We start from the raw sequence: 17,963 nt of genomic DNA on the forward strand, positions 1-17,963 counted from the left end.
TAGCCCCTGATCAAAGGGGGGCTCGGCGGTCACTTCACTCAGTAACTCTTTAGGAGATAAGGAAAATATTCAGAATTTTGTTACAAACCAGTTAGTTCGATTCCTGATTAAAATTCTAAAATGCTCCGATTTTGCCTGTAACAATCCAGACAAAAATGATAGCGAATTTGTCTGCCTCTGCGGCCAGAATCCGATCAGTAAACATCATTCTTTCTGGCCGCTATTAAACGCCAGGCAGACTAAACATTGAGTAAACCGAAAAACCTCATCACTCTTACTCAGTAAGGAGAAACTGATTTAATGAGCCTGATCAAAAAATGCTGGCCTGATGACCAGCCATTGCATCGGAAATTTTTCCGGGAACACCTGTAAGAGGCTTTCTGGCGATGGCCTGAGATTTGAGGTTTGAGGTTTGAGGCTGGCATTCGATGCCAGCCTGGCAAGAAGAATCATTCCCGGCGAGATTTCATCACATGCAGCAAAGGAACCAGGGACAGGCCATCGGGCATTTCACCCTGCGCAATCAGATCTTCTGTTTGCGAAAGCGTGAACCAGCCAGTCTCCATCACTTCATCCTGATCCTCTTCCATCCCGACAAATTCAAGATTGGTTGCCAGCCAGGTGATAAACAGCTGATCGCTGCTGCCATAAGAAGGATTAAAACGGATAATTTCCCTGATTTGACCGGCCTGATAACCCGTTTCTTCCCGCAGTTCCCGGAGAGCAGCAACTTCAGGATCTTCCCCGACATCAACACCACCTGATGGGATTGCCCAGACAACTTTATCGATTAAATAACGGTAATGGCGAATCAGCAGCACCTTGTCCTGCTGCATAGCCACAATGCCCACAGCGGGTCGGGGATGATGGATGGAATAAAAATCCCGGCGCTGTTGTTCAGCGACGTCGATGCTCACTTTGCGTACGCTAAACCAGGGGTTTTTCACCAGTACTTCTGCGTCATGCATGTCTGCGGCGGTCAGTTCTTTCTTCATCGGTTCTCCCACATCAGGTCTGTTGAGCTGTGCAGGATGATCTCATGGCCGAGATGGATGGCCCAAGTGGTTCTGTCTGAAATGGAGATGGAGATGGAGATGAAGTGGCGGAAGATCACAGGAGTGCCATTCGCGCAGTAATTTATTGATTTTAATCATTTAAATTAAAACACAGAACTCATCTTATACATAACAGTATACACATTAACGAGAGTGTACATTGCACACTCTCTTTTTCCTGCTGCTTTTAAGGTGCAGATGCAATTTTGCGTACAGTCATTAAAAACTCATAAGCGGTCGTATCCCAAAGCTCTGGTGAGAAATCAAAATCATATCGCCGCTTAAACTCAGATTCGACTTCATCACCATATGCGGACAGGAAATCATCAACCTCTTCTACCAGATCTTTCAGCATCCAGTCCGGCGCGGATTGCTTAAAAAGCCCGACAATGCCTTCAATCGTATCTTCGCCATTATTGATGATGTCGTAATCCTGATTGAAATAACCAAAAATAAGTTGGTCAAGGAAATGGAATTTTTGCATTTTTAGCCTTAAATATCTGGAAATGCAGTGAGAATGTAATAAGGCTTGCCGTTATATTTTTGAAATTCAATAACCATTCTTACACTGCTCATTTCAATCCGCTGAGTACTTCCACGCTTAAACCCATAGCCCAGAACTTTACCGACCGGATAACGGATGGTAAGCCTGGCTCCATGCTGCCCTCCGGCCAATACGGATTTTATGGTACTTCGGTTGGCAAAGAGAGCTTTGGAGACTGCCTCTTCAGCGATACGCACATTGCTAAACGTCGTGGAAAACTGCAATCGTTTGTTTGCTTCAAACCTGGCTAACAGCTCGCTGTCGCTCTTACCTATATGAGTTGAAATAGTATGGCCGCCCGGCTTCAGATTTGTAGCTGACTCGTGCTCACGCAGCCTGATACGCCCTGCTCTCACTGCCGCTACCCTCGTAGCTCCGATAGCCAACGCGAATCCCAAAGGCACTGCAACATCGACAGTCATACCGATTTTCATCGCTGTATTATTGTCTGCCCCAAAGGCTTTTGCCATTGCAGTAGCGGCTTTGTAAGTGGCCGTGCGTGTATCTCTCCCCATAATCATCTGATTTGCAGCAGTATTGATGCTATCCAGGCTGTGAGCACCCACAACCACACAGCCTGCTTTCGTTAAGCCCGTGGGTTCAGGCGCAATACACAGAGCGGTTGCCCCTGCCAGTTCCAGAGAACCCATAACAAGACCCAGCCCGCCCAATAAACGATTACTCAGCGTCTCGCCTTCAGTAACGGTTTTATCAGACAGTGCAGCAGCGAGTTGAACCGGGGACATCACGATTTTTATGCCATCATCCATAATTTAATCCTTTCTGATTAAAAGATATCCTTGCGGGTAGTATCCCGGTTTTGGCTAAATCATATCCACCCTACATAAAAAAAGATTTTATGGAAAATCCTTCATACTCAACACCTTTCATTATTTTCATCTAAAATCAATCTCTTAAACGGTTAAGCATGGGTGAAGGGTGACGCATATCCTTCACCCCAGGTGTAGAATGGACGTAAAAAAACCGGCTTTCGCCGGTTCCTCTCAGTTCAGACTGTTGTGGGTTCATCACACTTCGGCAGCCAGTCGGTGTTGCTTTCCTCCGTCAGATCCAGATTGGTCTGGATACCCAGCTTTATTCACCGCTTCAGGTAGTTCAGCCCGTATTCCCGTAAAATCCCGTCAAGCGACAGGCCGAACATCTTCATGCTCAGCGGGTCATGGGTCTGGGTCAAGGTCAAGGTCAAGGTCAAGGTCAAGGTCAAGGGTCAACATCAGTTGACATCAGTTGACATCAGTTGACATCAGTTGACATCAGTTGACATCAGTTGACATCAGGAGAACATAACTGATTGCAATAGCAGGTAGTATAAGGGATTTATTGACTGTGGGGGAATTCAGGGGGGCTAATTGGCGGAAGATCACAGGAGTCGAACCTGCCCGGGACCGCTGGCGGCCCCAACTGGATTTGAAGTCCAGCCGTCTCACCGGAAACGACGATCTTCCTCTCTTTGAGCGGGCGAGTATAGCACTCTCACTCACTCAAAATCTGCTTTCAGTTAACTATCAAATATTAAAAAAAGTTAAAGCAAACTTTTCTAACCTATAAAAATGTTTCCCGTAAATCCAGAAGAGTAAAAAATGCTGAAATAATCTATGGATTATTGTTATAATTCCAAATGTAAGGATACACTCAATTTAACATTCCCCCCTGTTAAATGAAAGATTAAGATCGACTTTTTAAAAAAACCAGTGATTCTGTTTACCTGACTGAAATATCATGGATACCGATCTTTCACAGGTGCGCCGACTTACACATCGTTGAGTCAGTGAAAATGAAATTCATTATTAATGGCCAGATATATTTCGATTCAGATACCGCTTCGCTTAGCCCTGTCGGGGGCAATGATGAATTGGTTCAAATCTCCAATCCGGCCAAACGTTTATTATTGCTTTTGATTTATCATCAGGGAGAAGCTGTCAGCAGAGAGGTGATTTTTAAAAAAGTCTGGGATGACTTTGGTATGGTGTCCAGCAATAACAATCTTAATCAGTGCATCAGCAAATTACGTCGGGTACTGAAAAATCTCGGTGCAGAAGAAGAGGTTATCTCTACCGTACCTAAGTTAGGGTTTATGCTGCTGCAACAAATCCCTGTAATGGAACTGTCAGAGGAAAATCCACCCGACGAACAACTCCCCAGCGAAGCGGAAGTGAACGAACCGGATCTGACTTCACAGGAAATCCCGGTTAAAACAGAGGCGCCGCAAACCTCTTCCGGGTCCGCCAACGGGAAAAAAGCACTTCTGCAGCGCTTAAAGGCTAGCTGCCGCTTATCACGCAACTGGTCATGGATGATCCTGTCGCTCAGCCTCATTCTGCTGGGCATTGCCGCCACTCTGGTCTGGTCCCCGGTACCGGCTGAGCGAACTGAAATCTACGTTGGTATTGCTGGTGGTTGTAAGGTACTGATGTCACAAGACATTATGGCAGACAGAGATCAGACAGAATTAAAAGCCGGGGTGATGAACTATGCCCGACGTCTGGCTCCACAATGCGGCAGTAATGAATACATGCTGGTGATAAAAAGTAGCTCGATAAAACCCTGGATAAATGACCTGACCCGCCTTTATTTTATGCGCTGTGGCTATCTGCGCGAGAGTAAAGCAGAGGTCTGCTGGAGCCTGAACGAACCGGCCAATTACGCTCCCCTTTCCTGACCGCCGAAAACCGCTCTGAACGGCCTCCTTATCTTATAAGGAGGTTTTTTTTGCCTGCCGTTTTACCAGAAACCCACTCCAGGGCACAGAAACACAGATGCTCCTTTTTTACCTTTCTGGTGAAGATTAAACGCACATTGTTTTTAACATACACTCTCTTTATACCGTGATTTATATTCTTTTTGTTACTGTTAAAAACCTTAAAAACAGAATAAAAAACTTAATAACAGAACATTCGCAGTTAATGATGAGAATTATCTGACTCCTGCGTAGGATTCTGCTCCGCCCCACCAGGAAAGGTCTGATCCGCTACCACAAGGGTAATTAAGATACAGACCAGGCCAATGGCCATGGAAATCTAAGCTTTTAATCAGGAAATCTCATAATGACTAAGTACACACTGGCAGCAGCACCGAAACGAATATCTCAACGGTATTTGTCGGCAACCAGGTCACCAGTAATGGCAACCTGGGTAACACAGGTACTGCTGAAAACGTGGAAGTTCAAATCCTGGATACCAGCAGTAAAGAGATCGATCTGACCAACGGTTTTACCGGCAAAGGTGACCTGGTTCTGGCCGCAGATGCGACAGAAGCCTCTGCAACCTATACCGCGCAATACTACGCTAACGCCGCTGCCAGGGCTGGTACGGTAGAAGCCACTCTGCAATACGCCGTTTCCTACCAGTAAGTTAAGTACAGGGCGTGCGGTTATCCCGTACGCCCTGGCAGGCACAGGGAGTTCGCCATGTTTTCGCTTCACTTTCGTCCGCTTATTTATGCCAGGTTAATTTTGCTGGTAAGCGGGTTATTTATTCCTGCTGTCAACGCAAGCGTCACTCTGACCGGCAGCCGGATTATTTATCCCGGCTCTGCCAGCTCGGTAGATGTGCAGTTAAAAAATAACGATAATTTCCCCTATGTTATTCAGACATGGTTTGACAATGGAGATATAAACACTAAACCGGATGCAGTAAGCAACGTTCCGTTTATTGCTGCACCTCCTGTATTTCGTGTCCAGCCCCAAAATGGTCAGATTATTCGCGTCGCTCAGAATAAGAATAAAATACTGCCTCAGGATCGGGAATCCGTTTTCTGGTTCAACGTCCTGCAAATTCCGCCAGCTAATATCGACGCTGGCAGAAAAAACAATAAAATCCTGATCACACTTCGCACCCGAATTAAATTATTTTATCGCCCGGCTTCACTCGGTGCTCCGGATAATTTATCCCATGAGTTGAAAGTACGGGTTGTCAGAACAGCAAATTCCTTAATGGCGGTTGAAATTATCAATCCACGCCCCTGGCACGCTTCTCTTTCCACTCTTCAGGTGACTGCAGGCGGCGTCACCCAGATGCTGGATGCAGAGATGATCGCGCCTTTCAGCAGCAAGTCTTTTGCACTACCAGCAGGTAAAACCTTCAGGGGCAAATCTCAGGTAGTGGTGACCCTCGTTAACGATCAGGGTGCACGGATCAGTGAGCGCTATGATGTTACTTTCCCTTAGTCCGGGTATCAGGCTGACACTGCTGGCATCAGTTTCTCTTCCTGCTCAGGGATGGGCTGAGGATTACTGGTTCGATCCCTCACTGTTTCAGGGATCGGCCTATGGTCAGAATCTGGCGCAGTTTAATCAGACATCCGAAACGATCACGCCAGGCAACTGGCAAGTGGATATCTTCGTTAACCAGGATTTGGTCAAAAGCAGTGAAAAAATCGCTTTTCTGGCGAACCCACGCCAGCAAAACCGCCCGGAACCGTGCCTGCCTGCCACTCTGATTCATGCCGCGCAAATTGTCCCTGCAGATCAAACTGGCGCGGCTACTGCAGAGTGCCGTTTTCTCAGCGACTGGCTACCTGAAGCAAGCTGGCAATTTGAGCAATCCAGTCTGCGCCTGCAGCTGTCGGTTCCGATGCAATATCTGGTCAGAACACCTCGTGGCTACATCCCACCCTCTGAGTGGGACAGCGGAACGCTGGCGCTTTTTTTACGCCATAACACCAATTACACCTATACCGAAAATACTGATAATAATTTTAATTACAGATACTTATGGAGTGGAATTCACACCGGGGCCAACCTCGGTTTGTGGCAAATACGACACCAGGGAAATCTTCGCTACGTTGACAGCAGCACCGGTGGCAGCGCCTACCGCTATAACGCAGTCAGAAGCTGGATTCAGCACCCGATTGCCGCACTGAGCAGCACACTGATGCTGGGTGACAGCTATACCGACAGCAGTCTGTTTGGCAGCCTCGCTTTCAATGGCATCAAACTGGCAACTGATGAACGAATGTGGCCGCAGGGTAAGCGTGGCTATGCGCCCGAAGTACGGGGAACCGCAGGCAGCAGCGCACGGGTTATTGTCCGTCAGCTAGACAAGGTGGTTTATGAGACAACTGTCGCTCCTGGTCCGTTTGTTATTAACGATCTCTACAACACCAGAAATCAGGGCGATCTTGATGTTGAAATCGTCGAAGCAAACGGGAAATCCTCAACCTTCACCGTTCCCTACTCGGCGGTTCCGGATTCTGTTCGTCCCGGTAACTGGCACTATTCGCTGGCGCTGGGCCGCGTCCGTCAATATTACAGTGTGGAAAACACTTTCTTCGAAGGCGTATTGCAGCGCGGGATCAGCAACAGCGTGACTGCCAACGTCGGATCGCGAGTTGCCGATAATTATCAGGCACTGTTACTGGGCGGCGTCTGGGCAACCCGCATGGGCGCGTTTGGCGTGAATACCACCTGGTCTCAAGCCCGGGTGGAAAACGATAGCAGTGAACAGGGATGGCGCGCGGAAACCAGCTACAGCAAAACCTTCAGCTCCGGTACCAACCTGGTGCTGGCGGCCTACCACTACTCGACCAGCGGCTTTCGCGATCTGCAGGATGTGCTCGGCGTGCGCCGCCAGCAGTACGACGGCACAGATTATTATTCGGATACGCTCAGTCAGCGTAACCGGCTGTCGGCCACTGTCAGCCAGCCGTTCGACAGTTTTGGCACCCTGAATTTGTCGGCCAGTACCGCTGATTATTACAACAATCAGTCGCGTATCACTCAGCTACAACTGGGGTACAGCAATCAGTGGCGTCAGATCGGCTACAACATCAACGTTGCCCGCCAGCGTTCCAGCTGGGACAACGGCCGTTTCAACTACAGCGTTAACGATGACACAGGCAGCAGCAGCAAACGACGTTATACCGAGAACACCCTTTCGCTGAGCATATCAATGCCGCTGAACTGGGCAGAAAGCCGCTCTTCCGTGGCTTTTAATTACAACCAGTCTCGCAACTCGCGCTCAGGTACCACCAGCCTGACCGGCTCCGCCGGAGAAAATAGCGATCTCTTATGGTCAGGCTATGGAGGCTACGAGCGTTATCGCGATGGCAGTGGCCAGGCAACCACCTGGGGAGCAAACGCTCAGCAAAACACCCGCGTGGGTGGCCTGCGCGCGTCCTGGGATCAGGGCAGCGGCTATCGTCAGTTGGGACTTGGCGCTTCCGGTACGCTGGTGCTGCATTCCGGCGGTGCCACTCTGGGGCCTTATGCCAGCGATACCTTTGCACTGATCCATGCTGACGGTGCGCAGGGAGCTACCGTGCTGAACGGTCAGGGCGCGGTCATCGACAGTGCTGGTTACGCCATTCTGCCCTCTCTGTCTCCCTACCGGAAAAACACCATCACACTGGATACCAGAAACATGAATGCGGACGTCGAGTTAAACGGTGGCAGCAAATTGGTGGTGCCTTATGCCGGGGCAATTGCCCGCGTTGATTTAGCCACTCTGAAAGGTAAGGCGGTATTAATTAACGTTAGCAACCGTGACGGTACGGTGCCCCCAATGGGCGCAGAGGTCTTTGATGCCAACGGCACTGCTGTGGGTATGGTTGGTCAGGGTGGACAGATCTATGCACGAATTGCCAGTGCCTCCGGCACGTTGAAAGTGAAGTGGGGAAACAGTGACAGTCAGCAATGTCTGCTGCGCTATCAGTTACCGGGGGGTCAGGACGAGGCCTTTGTTGAACTCACTCAAACCTGTGAAAAGGGATAATCCGATGAGCGAATTATTACGACTCGCCAGGCTGCTTTGCCTGGGGTTGTTCAGCATCAGTACGCCATTGATGGCGAACTGCATTAAAGTGACCAGCACCAGCTCGCTCTCCAGCGATGCCATTGCGGCGGGCTACACCGCAGCCAGCTGGGCCGGAACCTGCGATACCTGTAACGCTAATATCGGCCTGCCAGCGGTGATCAGCATCAACGCCGGTGGCCATTTTCAGCCCTCAGGAACGCTGATTGCCAGTAGCGTCGGCAACTTCGTCACCAGTGCCAGCAATGTTGCCTATTCCAGTAATCAGATCCTCTTCCGCTGCCAGCTGGCAGATGCAAGCAGTCTGTTTGAGATGTACGCCACCAATGGAGACAACGAATACACCGGCATGTACGCCGCTTCCGAAGTGGATGGAGCCTATTACGACGTTGTGAAAAACGTCGCGGCAAGGCTGACCAATCTCTCAACCGGTGAGTATTACTCCCGCTACTGGAAACAGCGGGCGTTCACCGCCGACGACTGGTATCAGGACAGCCAGTATATTTATATTCCGGCCAGTGCATTCAGTAACGTGTTGTATGAGCTGTTTAAAATTGACTCCACGGCTCACTACTACAACAGCTTCGCTTACTATGTGGATGGCTACTATCAGCCGCGAGGCTATATCGCATTCAAAGGGCCCGGGCTGGATACCAACTCCCTGAAAGCGGGAATGGACTCTGCATACTATTGGTATGGTTTTTATCATAACTGGCCGGGCAGCTGGAACACTTACCAGAAAGTGACCTGGGTGCGCGGTGCGTTCTGCCAGGTCAACGATTATCCTTCGCGAGTACCGCTGCCGGCCATAAGCGCCAATGTGTTGCGGGCAGGAGGCAGCAGCCAGGCCCCTTTCAATGTCAGTATTGAGTGCGAATCAGGTGCGATTTCCAGTACCAACAAATCCTCCGCTTCGGCTGCCAATGTGGCGATGGGTTTTCTGGTTAATCAGCCTACCGCCGTTAGTACAGCGAGGACGCTGGGGCTGGCAAACAGCTCGGGGGGCCTGACCTGGCTACTGGATAATCAGTACGGCAGCAGCGGCGTGGCCTCCGGTGTGGGCATCCGTATTTATAACCAAAATGGAAGCGCAATCAACCTCTTACCAGATAAGTCCAGTATGGGCACCGGCAACGCACGGGGTTGGTATGGCTACAAGGATCTGACCAGTCTGGTTTCGACAGGCGGCACCAGTATTTACAGCGGCGACTTCACGGCTTCGCTTGAAGCGATCGACGGGCAAACCATAACGGCAGGGAGCGTGAATGCGCAATTACAGGTGGTGGTCAGTTTTCAGTAATACCCACAGTATGGCGGTATTACTGATTTGTATAGCAATACCGGGCTACGCGGTGGTGAACACCGACCGTACGCGCGTGGTGTTCAATTCCGATGAGATGGCCCAGTCGCTGCTGTTGGCGAATGACGATATCGCCCCGGTGGTTATGCAGGTCTGGCTGGATGAGGGCGATCCCGTTTCTTCACCCGACAACAACCACACTCCGGTCGTCGCTCTGCCACCAGTGTTCAGAATGCTGCCGGGAGAAGTAAAATCCCTGCGTCTGATGCTCTCATCCAGGCAAAACTTGGCGGCCGGGCGGGAAAATCTCTTCTGGCTTAATTTGTATCAAATCCCACCCGGCCAGCGGGCCAGCGATCAGGCTGAGCAGCAGGTTGTTATGCCATTGCGGCTGCGTTTAAAGGTGCTGGTACGGCCATCCGGCGTGGCAACTTTGCAGGAAAAAGACGCTGAAAAGCTGCAATTTATTACCAGAGGAATGCGGTTACAGGTGACTAACCCAACCACCTGGTACATCAGTTTTACCGCCCAGCCCCGGGGACAACCAGCCATTGGCAATCTGATGGTCGCCCCAGGAGAAAGCCTCACGGTGCCACTTTCTCAGGTCATTTCAGCCGGAGAAGAGATGACCTATGAGGTGATTAACGACACAGGCAACCGCTGGGTTTATCAGACCCGGACGCACTAGTCCCTGGCTGGCAACATGATGTCCGTTTTTGGCCTTATTATCACGACCCATCCCTGACATTATTGCGTTACAGCAAGTTGTCAGGAGTCCGGAAATGTCCAAAAGTGTTCTTTTAGTGATTGACGCCCAGCAGTCCTTCTATCATCGTGGTTATAAAGAGACGGTGGAAATGCCAGCCTTTGAGCGCAGCCTCAGCGCGCTGATTGGGGGCTGCCACGTTCGCGGCATTCCAATTGTTGATGTCTTCCATGTTGAGGAACACGGTGCTTTTTCACTGGCGTCCGGGCTGGTTGAACGGCTGCCCTTTCTTAACCATAAAGCCGTTAAAACTGTGCAGAAGCGTGTTCATAATGCACTGACTGAATCCGTACTCGATCCCTGGCTACGCGAGCAGCAGGTGGATCATCTGATCATCTGCGGCCTGCGTACCGAGCAATGCTGTGAAACCACGGCGCGGGTGGCTTCCGATCTGGGTTACCGGGTGACATTTGTGACCGAAGCAACCCTGACGTTCCCGATTTGCCATAACCGTTTAACTCTGAGCATCAGCGACCTGCGTCACCGGACCGAAAGCGTACTGATTAACCGCTTCGCCGTTATTCGTGACGTTGAGGAGTGCCTGCAGGAACTTTCATAAAATGACGACATCGGTGTGGTTTTTGACGTTGCCCGGCGTGATGACGCTGGATATTACCGGCCCGGCAGAAACACTGAAACTGGCCGGCGGTGCCTTCTCACTGCGTTATATCGGCCCGGATGCCAGCGTAATGACCTCCACTGATATGCAGATCGGCGGCATTGAACCGCTGCCGGAAAACCTGCCTGAAGGCTGCCTGCTGGTAGTGCCTGGCGTCTGTGATTCCGGCATCTGGTTTGACACGCCTCAGGCCATCAGCGCACGCAACTGGCTGATGCGCATGCAATCCGCCATTCATGACAGAAAAATCACACTGCTATGCATTTGCTCGGGAGCGCTACTGGCAGCCCGCTCAGGTTTACTAAACGGGGTGCAATGCACCACCCATCATGAAGTGATAACCCGGCTTAAAATCGCCGAACCAGCCGCGATTGTGAAAGAAAACAGGATATTTATCGAAGATCGTGGCATCTGGACCAGCGCCGGAATTACTGCCGGGATAGATCTCTCACTGCATCTGATTAATCGCCTGTGCGGCTCGCAGATGGCGCTCAGCGTGGCAAGGGAAATGGTTGTTTATTTCCGTCGTTCAGGCGATGACCCGCAGCTTTCACCCTGGCTGCGCTATCGTAATCATCTGCACCCGGCCATCCACCGAACCCAGGATTTACTGGGGAACCAGCCCGAACACGACTGGCAGATGGAAGAGATTGCCTCCCGCGTGCATGTCAGCGCCCGCCATCTGGCACGCCTGTTCCGGCAGCATCTGGGGATCAGCGTGAGGGAATATCATGAGCAACTGAGGCTGGCGATTGCACAACAGAGATTGCAGCAGGGCGAAGGGGCAGAAAAAGCCGCCCTGTCGGCCGGATTCTCCTCTTCCCGCCAGCTTCGCCGCGCACTGCAGCGTTCGCAAAAATAGCAGTCAGCTTACGTAATGACGTGTATCCAGCCGCCTTAATCCCACCGCCAGCAGCAGGCTCCCTGCCAGCGTGACAATAAACACTACCGGGATATCCAGCAGCGGATGCGAGGTGTTATCGAGATGATGGGTGCGCATAAAGTGGATAAACAGTGCATGAAAACCGTATATGGGCAAAGAATTACGCGAAATGGTGGCTAAAATCGGCAATGGTCGCTGATTGAGGCAGTTTTTAAAAAAAATCAGCAGGCTGATTGCAGCCACAAAGACCACCGGCCCACAGTACAGATACCAGGTATCGGCAAAGGCGCCATTTATCGCCATTTGCTTCTTTGTCCCCATAGCAATTCCCACTACGCAGGCCAGAAAGACCCCCCCGGCAATCCAGCTCACGCCCGGCTTATCAGTATCCATCACGCCAATTGCCCGGCCAAACAGCGCGTACAGCACGTAATAAAAACTGTCACCGCTGATATACAGATTCAGCGGCAGCCAGTGAAACGGCCCGATGGACTGATCGACAGTATTGGGGTTGGCCAGCACCGCAAGGATTAACGTGACCATGGCAAGATACCCGGCCCGTGCTGGCTTGACCTGGATCAGCGGCGAAAGCATGTAGATGGCAATAATGGCGAAGAAAAACCAAAGATGATAGAACACCGGTTTTTGCAGCAGATGACGAATTGAGAGGCCTTCACTGATTGGCGTCAGCCAGGTGATGTAAGCCAGTGCGACGGCGCTGTAAAATACCAGACAGAGCACTATCCGCAGAAAATGGCGGCCCTGAGCGCTGCGTTCACCAAAAAACAAATAGCCTGAAACCATAAAAAACAGCGGCACACAGACCCGCGAAGCGGAGTTGAGCAGATTGGAAAGGTCCCAGGTGTGTTCGCCGATGGCCGTACTGTTAGTTACGTACCAGGTGGTAGTATGGATCATGATGACCATCAGGCAGGCCACGGCCCGCAGATTATCAACCCAGCCGATCTTTTCCTTCATTACACCCTCATTGCCGTGCATCAATGCGTATTGAGCGTAGCGCGGTGGAGAGTGTTCAACAACCTCAGAACCCAGAAATCAGACAGACCCGGAAAGGGACGGAGAAAAAAAGTAACTGACCGGTAAATCGCCGGGGTCGAAGTGTTCGACCCACTCATTTTTCTCCTCCGGGCTTTCCCTGGGTCGGCGCGGAAATCTCTGTGTAGTTGAAGTCAAAGAATAAGAAAATTAAAACTATTACGCCCTGACATTACAATGTGGCCTGTTTTTCAGGCTCTCAGGTACGCTGCGGACTTTTATTTAATCACAGGCGCTTGTCGGGACAGAACCCAACGCCAATTTTCCTTCCGTTCCAGACATTGATGCGCTTTCAGGCTGCTTCGTCTGACGTTAGGTTCTGTTTTGCCATGGCTTTCTTCCAGGCAAACTCGCTGAACTTTCAGCTGTTGCCGGTATCTGCCTGTATTCTGCATCCTTGTCTTGCGGGTAAGGCATTCAATCCGCTCATTGTGGCGCAGGATGTATGAGATTTGAAAGGAAGCCCGCCGTTCGGTAATGGCAAAGACATCCGAGATTTGCTGACGATCAACCCAGTCATTCTGCTGTGAACACCACAGTGCAATCAGGATATAGAGTGGTTTGTCAGCATGAGACTGAAGGGACAGTGGCACATTTGCACTGTCATGGTTTCGCTGTTTCACTGCTTTACGCAGTGCAGGTGAATTCCCTTCATGATGTAAATTCACATCCTTATCCTCCAACGGTGTAAAAAACCCTGTCCCCAATAAAGACGTCGAGGCAGGGTGGGTGATAACACTTTTACCAGTTGTAGCCCGTGCCCACGGCCGCCTGTCATGGACGTTCGATGTCTCCGCCTTTGGTGTAATCGAATCCGGCATAGCCACTGATGCTTTCGTTAAGCTTCAGTTCAGCCAAACCAGCGGTATTCGTGTTGATTTGCTTCCAGGAAGTCCCGCTTGCTGCACCACTGGCCCAGGCCAAATCCGCTCCTCTTTTTTTCATCACTGCAATTCCTTTTCTTATAAAAAAGACGCACATGGACTTGTTTAAATAGACCTTGTTTATTATCGGAAGTAGGTTAATCGGCGGAATGAATCTCCTGATTAATTAATGCCGATTTAGCGTCTCTAACCAGAGGGGTTGTTGAGAGGAAACCTGGGGTAGAGACCATTTATATTTCCCGACAAAGGGTTCAGTCAGGTTAAATATCAAGGTGAGTCTGAAAATTGCAGGCAAAGAGTGTAAAACAAGTAATTTTAATCGTCATGATCAATATTATTGATAAAAACAATAAATTAATCAAAATTTAATAACAACCTTATTCATGCAACTTGCATAAAATAAATGCATTTTTAATCAAACTGGACTGACAATAATGACGCACGTCGCCAACGAATATTTCATATTATTTCTATAACTATCAATTTATTAAACAAATACCCACTGAAAAAATCCGTGCATAAACCTCTCGCGGCATGAGGGTAGATATCCTTTGAGTCGCAGGTTGTCCATAAAAATAATTACTCCATTTTTTACAATAAAAAATAACAACAAGCCCTATTTAAACATTATTCATGAACAGGAATATGAATAGAAATGATAATTTCAACATTCTTTGATTAGCGACTTTACTATAGACCCCAACCATAATTGAGGCACCGATCCCAATTTTGAAATAATATTTTAACTGACCACCAGAATATGCCTGACACAACAGGTTAATAGATCTGATGTTGCTCTGATTTGACAAGATGTATTATAAATTTCATTTATAGCCTGGGATAAACACGGTGAGGGAATTGTGTGGCGGAAGATCACCGCAGCCCGACGTAAAAAAGCGCCGGGTCCTTCGCCAGCGAGCGACTGATTTCACCCGGCTCAACGCGGTACTCCAATACCCGTGCATTTTCGATAGCGCAAAGGAAGTGCAGCGAGGCTGCAGTATTGATGTCAGTGTTGAAGTTATGATTGCAGACTTTGCGGCCACGACTGTAGGTATAGTGAGCAATTTCAATCGCCTGGGTAAAGCCGGTACGGGTAAGGTCAATAGGCACGATATCGATACCCCCTTCATCGATCAGGCGCTGGAAGCCCACCACCGTACACTCCTGCTCGCCCGCTGCAATGAACGAAATCCGACCTGCGCAGAACGTAAACGATTTTCTGATGACAGACCTGCGCCGGTTTATTCCTGCTTTAATCGATGATAAAACAGGTCCGTTTCGGGTATTACTGCGATTTCCGTTATGAGAGGTTTGCGCGTATTATTGGCAAAAATTAACTGATACCTCTCCTGATGAAAGACTTCGCCCCACTACTCGACCGACTGAAATTACAGCTCACCGCCAGAGAAAAAAAACCGCTGTACCAGCGATTTGTCGCGGTGATTAAAAATGAAGTCCTTCAGGGTTCGCTGCGTCAGGATGATATTCTGCCCAGCGAGCGCGAGTTCAGCCAGCAGCTGCAAATATCCCGAATTACCGTACGTAAGGCGCTGGCGGAACTGGAAAAAGAAGGTGTGGTGGTGCGGGCGCGTGGTTACGGTACACAGATCGCCAGCCCAATGGAATATTCGCTAAAGGAACCAAAAGGCTTCTCCCGTCAGGTCCTGATGAAGGGAAAAACGCCTGCCACCACCTGGATTAACAAAAGCGTGGTCCCCTGCGATAAAGAGATCGCTGGCTGGCTGAAGCTGGAGCCAGGCAGCGACGTTTTTCTGCTGAAGCGCATTCGTTACGTTGACGATCAGGCCGTGTCGATTGAGGAGTCATGGGTTCCCGCCGCGCTGATAGATCGGGTCGAGGATATTGATATTTCGCTGTATGACTATTTTCTGCAGCGCAACATCCGGCCGGTACAAACTAAAAGTCGCGTCAGTGCACGGATGCCCGATGAAGACATCCGCTCACACATTTCCCTGCCCGATAACGTGCCGATCCTGGTTATCAGCCAGCTGGCTCTGGATGAGCAGGCCACGCCGCTGGAGTACAGCATCAGCTACTGCCGCAGCGATATGTACACGTTTATTGCTGAGTAATGTGCCGCTGCCAGTGGACGGAAAGTTCGCTCCTGTCTGGTGCGCAGTCACCGCCACGGTGCGCCACCACATAGGACGCCACTGCGTTACCTAACATCACCGCTTCTCCCAGCGTCCATCCCGATGCCAGGCCAGCCAGCACCCCGCCTGCATGGCTGTCGCCAGCGCCAATAGTATCCACCACCGTAGTGGTAAGCGCCGGCACCCAACCTGAACGATCGGCGCTGACATAACCCGCCCCTTCACTGTCCATCCTGACGATAAGCCCACTGTCGAAATGCTCGCGCCAGTCTGCCATCAGCTGCTGGCTTCCAGCCGTTCCTTTGCCCACCAGCCTTTCACTCATCAGCCCGGCCTCCTGGCGGTTAAGCGTGACCAGCGGCTTCAGGGCCATCACGCGCTGAAACAAATTGTCTGAAATAACCGCCAGCCGCGGGCCGAAATCGATCAACAACTGGTGTAAACCACGCTGCGCTTCAAGCCACGCGACCAGCCTCTCGCCGCTGGCGGCAGTCAGCTGATAGCCTGAGAGGTAGATCCAGCTCCGCTCTGGCAGTACAAATTGCGCCAGCATCGCCTCATCCCACTGATTCTCGACCCCGCTGACCGAAAGAAAGGTTCGCTCACCGTCAGGCTCCACCAACGCCAGGCACCAGCCGTTGTCGCCTTTATCGGTATGAACCGGAGAGGTAATGCCGTACTCCGCCATTTTGGCCGCCACAATTCCCGCCCAGATGCCTTTGCCTACCGGTAATGCGTTGGTCGCCTCAATCCCCAGCCGGTGCAGGGCAATTGCCACATTCAGCGCGCAACCGCCCACGTTTATTCCCTGCTGGTGCAGCTCAATATCGCTGCCCCGGTGGGGTAGCGAATAAGCATCGGCAATCACATCCACTACGGCGGCACCCATCACACAAACCGGCGTACAGCCAGCCAGACGCGGCAAGTCATTATGCGTGATCATACGCCTCCTGACGCTGCTGCCGGAACCCCAGGAAGGCGCGGCTGTAACGGGTAAAGTCGAGCTGGTTGGCGGCGTCCAACTGTGCCCTGAGATCGGGATCGATGGCCTCGATGCCGTGCAGCGCGCCGCAGATGGCGACCGCCATAGCACCGATAGTATCCGTATCCCCGCCCAGGTTGGCACAAAGCACGGCGCAACGTGTGGGATCGGTATCCGCCAGTGCTACCATGGCAATGGCGGCCGGAACAGACTCTATGGTGGCCGTTCCGGCACCGATCAGTTGATAAATGTGCTCCATCGCCTGTTCCACGCCCACGGCGTTATCCACCACCTGTAGCGCAAGCTCAATACGTGCCGCCATCGAAGGGCTGAAGGTGGTGACACGTTTCTCCTGCGCCGCTTTTGCTACTGCAGGGAGCTGATCACGGATCGCCGCCCACACCTTCCCTTCAACGGCCAGCGAAACAGCCCAGGCGATCGCTGTTGCCCCGGCAATTGCCACGTCTGACTTATGGGTCGGGCTGGAAGCCAGCTCAACGTCGCCGATAAAACCGGCCAGATCGCGCGGCGGAAGCAGGCACCCCAGTGGCGAAACACGCATCGCAGCGCCGTTGGTCAGGCCGTTATTTTCCAGTTGCTGAATCGGCGTTCCTGCCTTCATCGCGTTAAGGGCAATTTTCGACGTTGGCCCCAGAACATTTTTATTGAAGGCATCAAATCCTTCCGCCCACCGCAGGATATTATGGCCAATCACCTCCGGTTCAATCGCCCCGTCACAGCTGATGATGGCATCGGCCAGCGCCAGTGCCATGGAGGTGTCGTCGGTGAACTCGGCGGCGCGGAAGTAGCAGGCCGCATTGTTTTCAGCTGGTCCCGGTAAAAAGCGGTCGATCCAGCCAAAATGCTGCTTCACTCGGGTGCGGGGCCACAGCTCCGAGGGCATCCCCATCGCATCGCCCAGAGCCTGACCATAGAACGCACCCAAAATTCTGCTTTCCTGACTGACTGTCATAATTTTCCCCTCAA

The 17,963-nt window shown here is 51.1% G+C and carries 17 protein-coding genes, 1 tRNA gene and 2 pseudogenes; 9 read left to right on the forward strand and 11 right to left on the reverse strand.

The features are described from left to right. Positions 1–449: 449 nt before the first annotated feature. The 5 genes and pseudogenes from GSQ70_RS09795 to GSQ70_RS09815 form a co-directional block, all read right to left on the reverse strand. Complete coding sequence (locus GSQ70_RS09795; protein ID WP_158782350.1) at positions 450–995, reverse strand: NUDIX domain-containing protein; 546 nt, start codon at positions 993–995, stop codon at positions 450–452. Positions 996–1,242: 247 nt separating this feature from the next. Next, the gene (locus GSQ70_RS09800; RefSeq protein ID WP_158782351.1) at positions 1,243–1,539 is read right to left on the reverse strand and encodes a contact-dependent growth inhibition system immunity protein; all 297 of its coding nucleotides are present in this window, start codon (positions 1,537–1,539) and stop codon (positions 1,243–1,245) included. Positions 1,540–1,547: 8 nt separating this feature from the next. Next, positions 1,548–2,369 (reverse strand): RNase A-like domain-containing protein, encoded by an 822-nt coding sequence (locus tag GSQ70_RS09805; RefSeq protein ID WP_158782352.1) that lies wholly within the window; start codon positions 2,367–2,369, stop codon positions 1,548–1,550. A gap of 239 nt (positions 2,370–2,608) precedes the next feature. Next, a pseudogene (locus GSQ70_RS26380) lies at positions 2,609–2,773 on the reverse strand (hypothetical protein); the annotation flags it as partial. A 197-nt stretch (positions 2,774–2,970) separates the two neighbouring features. Beyond that, a tRNA-Sec gene (locus GSQ70_RS09815) sits at positions 2,971–3,065 on the reverse strand. 329 nt (positions 3,066–3,394) lie between these two features. Here GSQ70_RS09815 and GSQ70_RS09820 point away from each other — a divergent pair. The 8 genes and pseudogenes from GSQ70_RS09820 to GSQ70_RS09855 all read left to right on the forward strand — a co-directional run bounded on the left by GSQ70_RS09820 (position 3,395) and on the right by GSQ70_RS09855 (position 11,916). Beyond that, entirely contained in the window at positions 3,395–4,279 is an 885-nt protein-coding gene (locus GSQ70_RS09820; protein WP_158782353.1) for a winged helix-turn-helix domain-containing protein, read from the forward strand. A gap of 399 nt (positions 4,280–4,678) precedes the next feature. Further along, positions 4,679–4,969 (forward strand): annotated as a pseudogene (locus tag GSQ70_RS09825) (fimbrial protein); the annotation flags it as partial. A gap of 57 nt (positions 4,970–5,026) precedes the next feature. After that, a complete protein-coding gene (locus tag GSQ70_RS09830) occupies positions 5,027–5,785 on the forward strand; it encodes a fimbria/pilus periplasmic chaperone (RefSeq protein WP_158782354.1) in 759 nt (252 codons plus the stop codon). Beyond that, positions 5,766–8,330: a fimbrial outer membrane usher protein gene (locus GSQ70_RS09835; protein ID WP_158782355.1), complete on the forward strand. Its 2,565-nt coding sequence runs from the start codon at positions 5,766–5,768 to the stop codon at positions 8,328–8,330. Before GSQ70_RS09830 ends, GSQ70_RS09835 begins: the two co-directional genes overlap by 20 nt. A gap of 4 nt (positions 8,331–8,334) precedes the next feature. After that, positions 8,335–9,669, forward strand: coding sequence for a fimbrial usher protein StbD (gene stbD / locus GSQ70_RS09840; RefSeq protein WP_158782356.1), 1,335 nt, complete (start codon positions 8,335–8,337; stop codon positions 9,667–9,669). Further along, a complete protein-coding gene (locus GSQ70_RS09845) occupies positions 9,635–10,357 on the forward strand; it encodes a fimbrial assembly chaperone (RefSeq protein ID WP_158782357.1) in 723 nt (240 codons plus the stop codon). The genes stbD and GSQ70_RS09845 overlap by 35 nt, the downstream gene beginning before the upstream one ends. Before the next feature lie 94 nt (positions 10,358–10,451). Continuing rightward, positions 10,452–10,994 carry a cysteine hydrolase family protein gene (locus tag GSQ70_RS09850; RefSeq protein ID WP_158782358.1) on the forward strand — a complete coding sequence of 181 codons (543 nt, stop codon included), beginning with the start codon at positions 10,452–10,454 and terminating at the stop codon, positions 10,992–10,994. Between the two features lies 1 nt (position 10,995). After that, positions 10,996–11,916, forward strand: coding sequence for a GlxA family transcriptional regulator (locus GSQ70_RS09855; protein WP_158782359.1), 921 nt, complete (start codon positions 10,996–10,998; stop codon positions 11,914–11,916). Between the two features lie 3 nt (positions 11,917–11,919). Here GSQ70_RS09855 and GSQ70_RS09860 read toward each other — a convergent pair whose 3' ends face one another. The 4 genes from GSQ70_RS09860 to GSQ70_RS09875 form a co-directional block, all read right to left on the reverse strand. Next, complete coding sequence (locus GSQ70_RS09860) at positions 11,920–12,915, reverse strand: acyltransferase (RefSeq protein WP_158782360.1); 996 nt, start codon at positions 12,913–12,915, stop codon at positions 11,920–11,922. Between the two features lie 296 nt (positions 12,916–13,211). Further along, positions 13,212–13,676 carry a CaiF/GrlA family transcriptional regulator gene (locus GSQ70_RS09865; protein WP_158782361.1) on the reverse strand — a complete coding sequence of 155 codons (465 nt, stop codon included), beginning with the start codon at positions 13,674–13,676 and terminating at the stop codon, positions 13,212–13,214. Between the two features lie 91 nt (positions 13,677–13,767). Then, positions 13,768–13,938, reverse strand: a complete 171-nt coding sequence (locus GSQ70_RS09870; protein ID WP_158782362.1) for a hypothetical protein — start codon at positions 13,936–13,938, stop codon at positions 13,768–13,770. 812 nt (positions 13,939–14,750) lie between these two features. Then, positions 14,751–15,137, reverse strand: a complete 387-nt coding sequence (locus tag GSQ70_RS09875) for an enolase C-terminal domain-like protein (RefSeq protein ID WP_370521108.1) — start codon at positions 15,135–15,137, stop codon at positions 14,751–14,753. Positions 15,138–15,232: 95 nt separating this feature from the next. On the opposite strand from GSQ70_RS09875, the gene GSQ70_RS09880 reads away from it, so the two are divergent. Further along, entirely contained in the window at positions 15,233–15,973 is a 741-nt protein-coding gene (locus tag GSQ70_RS09880; RefSeq protein ID WP_158782363.1) for a GntR family transcriptional regulator, read from the forward strand. On the opposite strand, the gene GSQ70_RS09885 is transcribed toward GSQ70_RS09880, so the two are convergent. Next, positions 15,960–16,937: a PfkB family carbohydrate kinase gene (locus GSQ70_RS09885; protein WP_158782364.1), complete on the reverse strand. Its 978-nt coding sequence runs from the start codon at positions 16,935–16,937 to the stop codon at positions 15,960–15,962. The genes GSQ70_RS09880 and GSQ70_RS09885 overlap by 14 nt on opposite strands. Next, complete coding sequence (locus GSQ70_RS09890) at positions 16,924–17,949, reverse strand: ADP-ribosylglycohydrolase family protein (RefSeq protein ID WP_158782365.1); 1,026 nt, start codon at positions 17,947–17,949, stop codon at positions 16,924–16,926. The genes GSQ70_RS09885 and GSQ70_RS09890 overlap by 14 nt, the downstream gene beginning before the upstream one ends. Positions 17,950–17,963: the final 14 nt, after the last annotated feature.

Source organism: Pantoea sp. BAV 3049, from assembly GCF_009765445.1.
GTDB lineage: Bacteria > Pseudomonadota > Gammaproteobacteria > Enterobacterales > Enterobacteriaceae > Erwinia.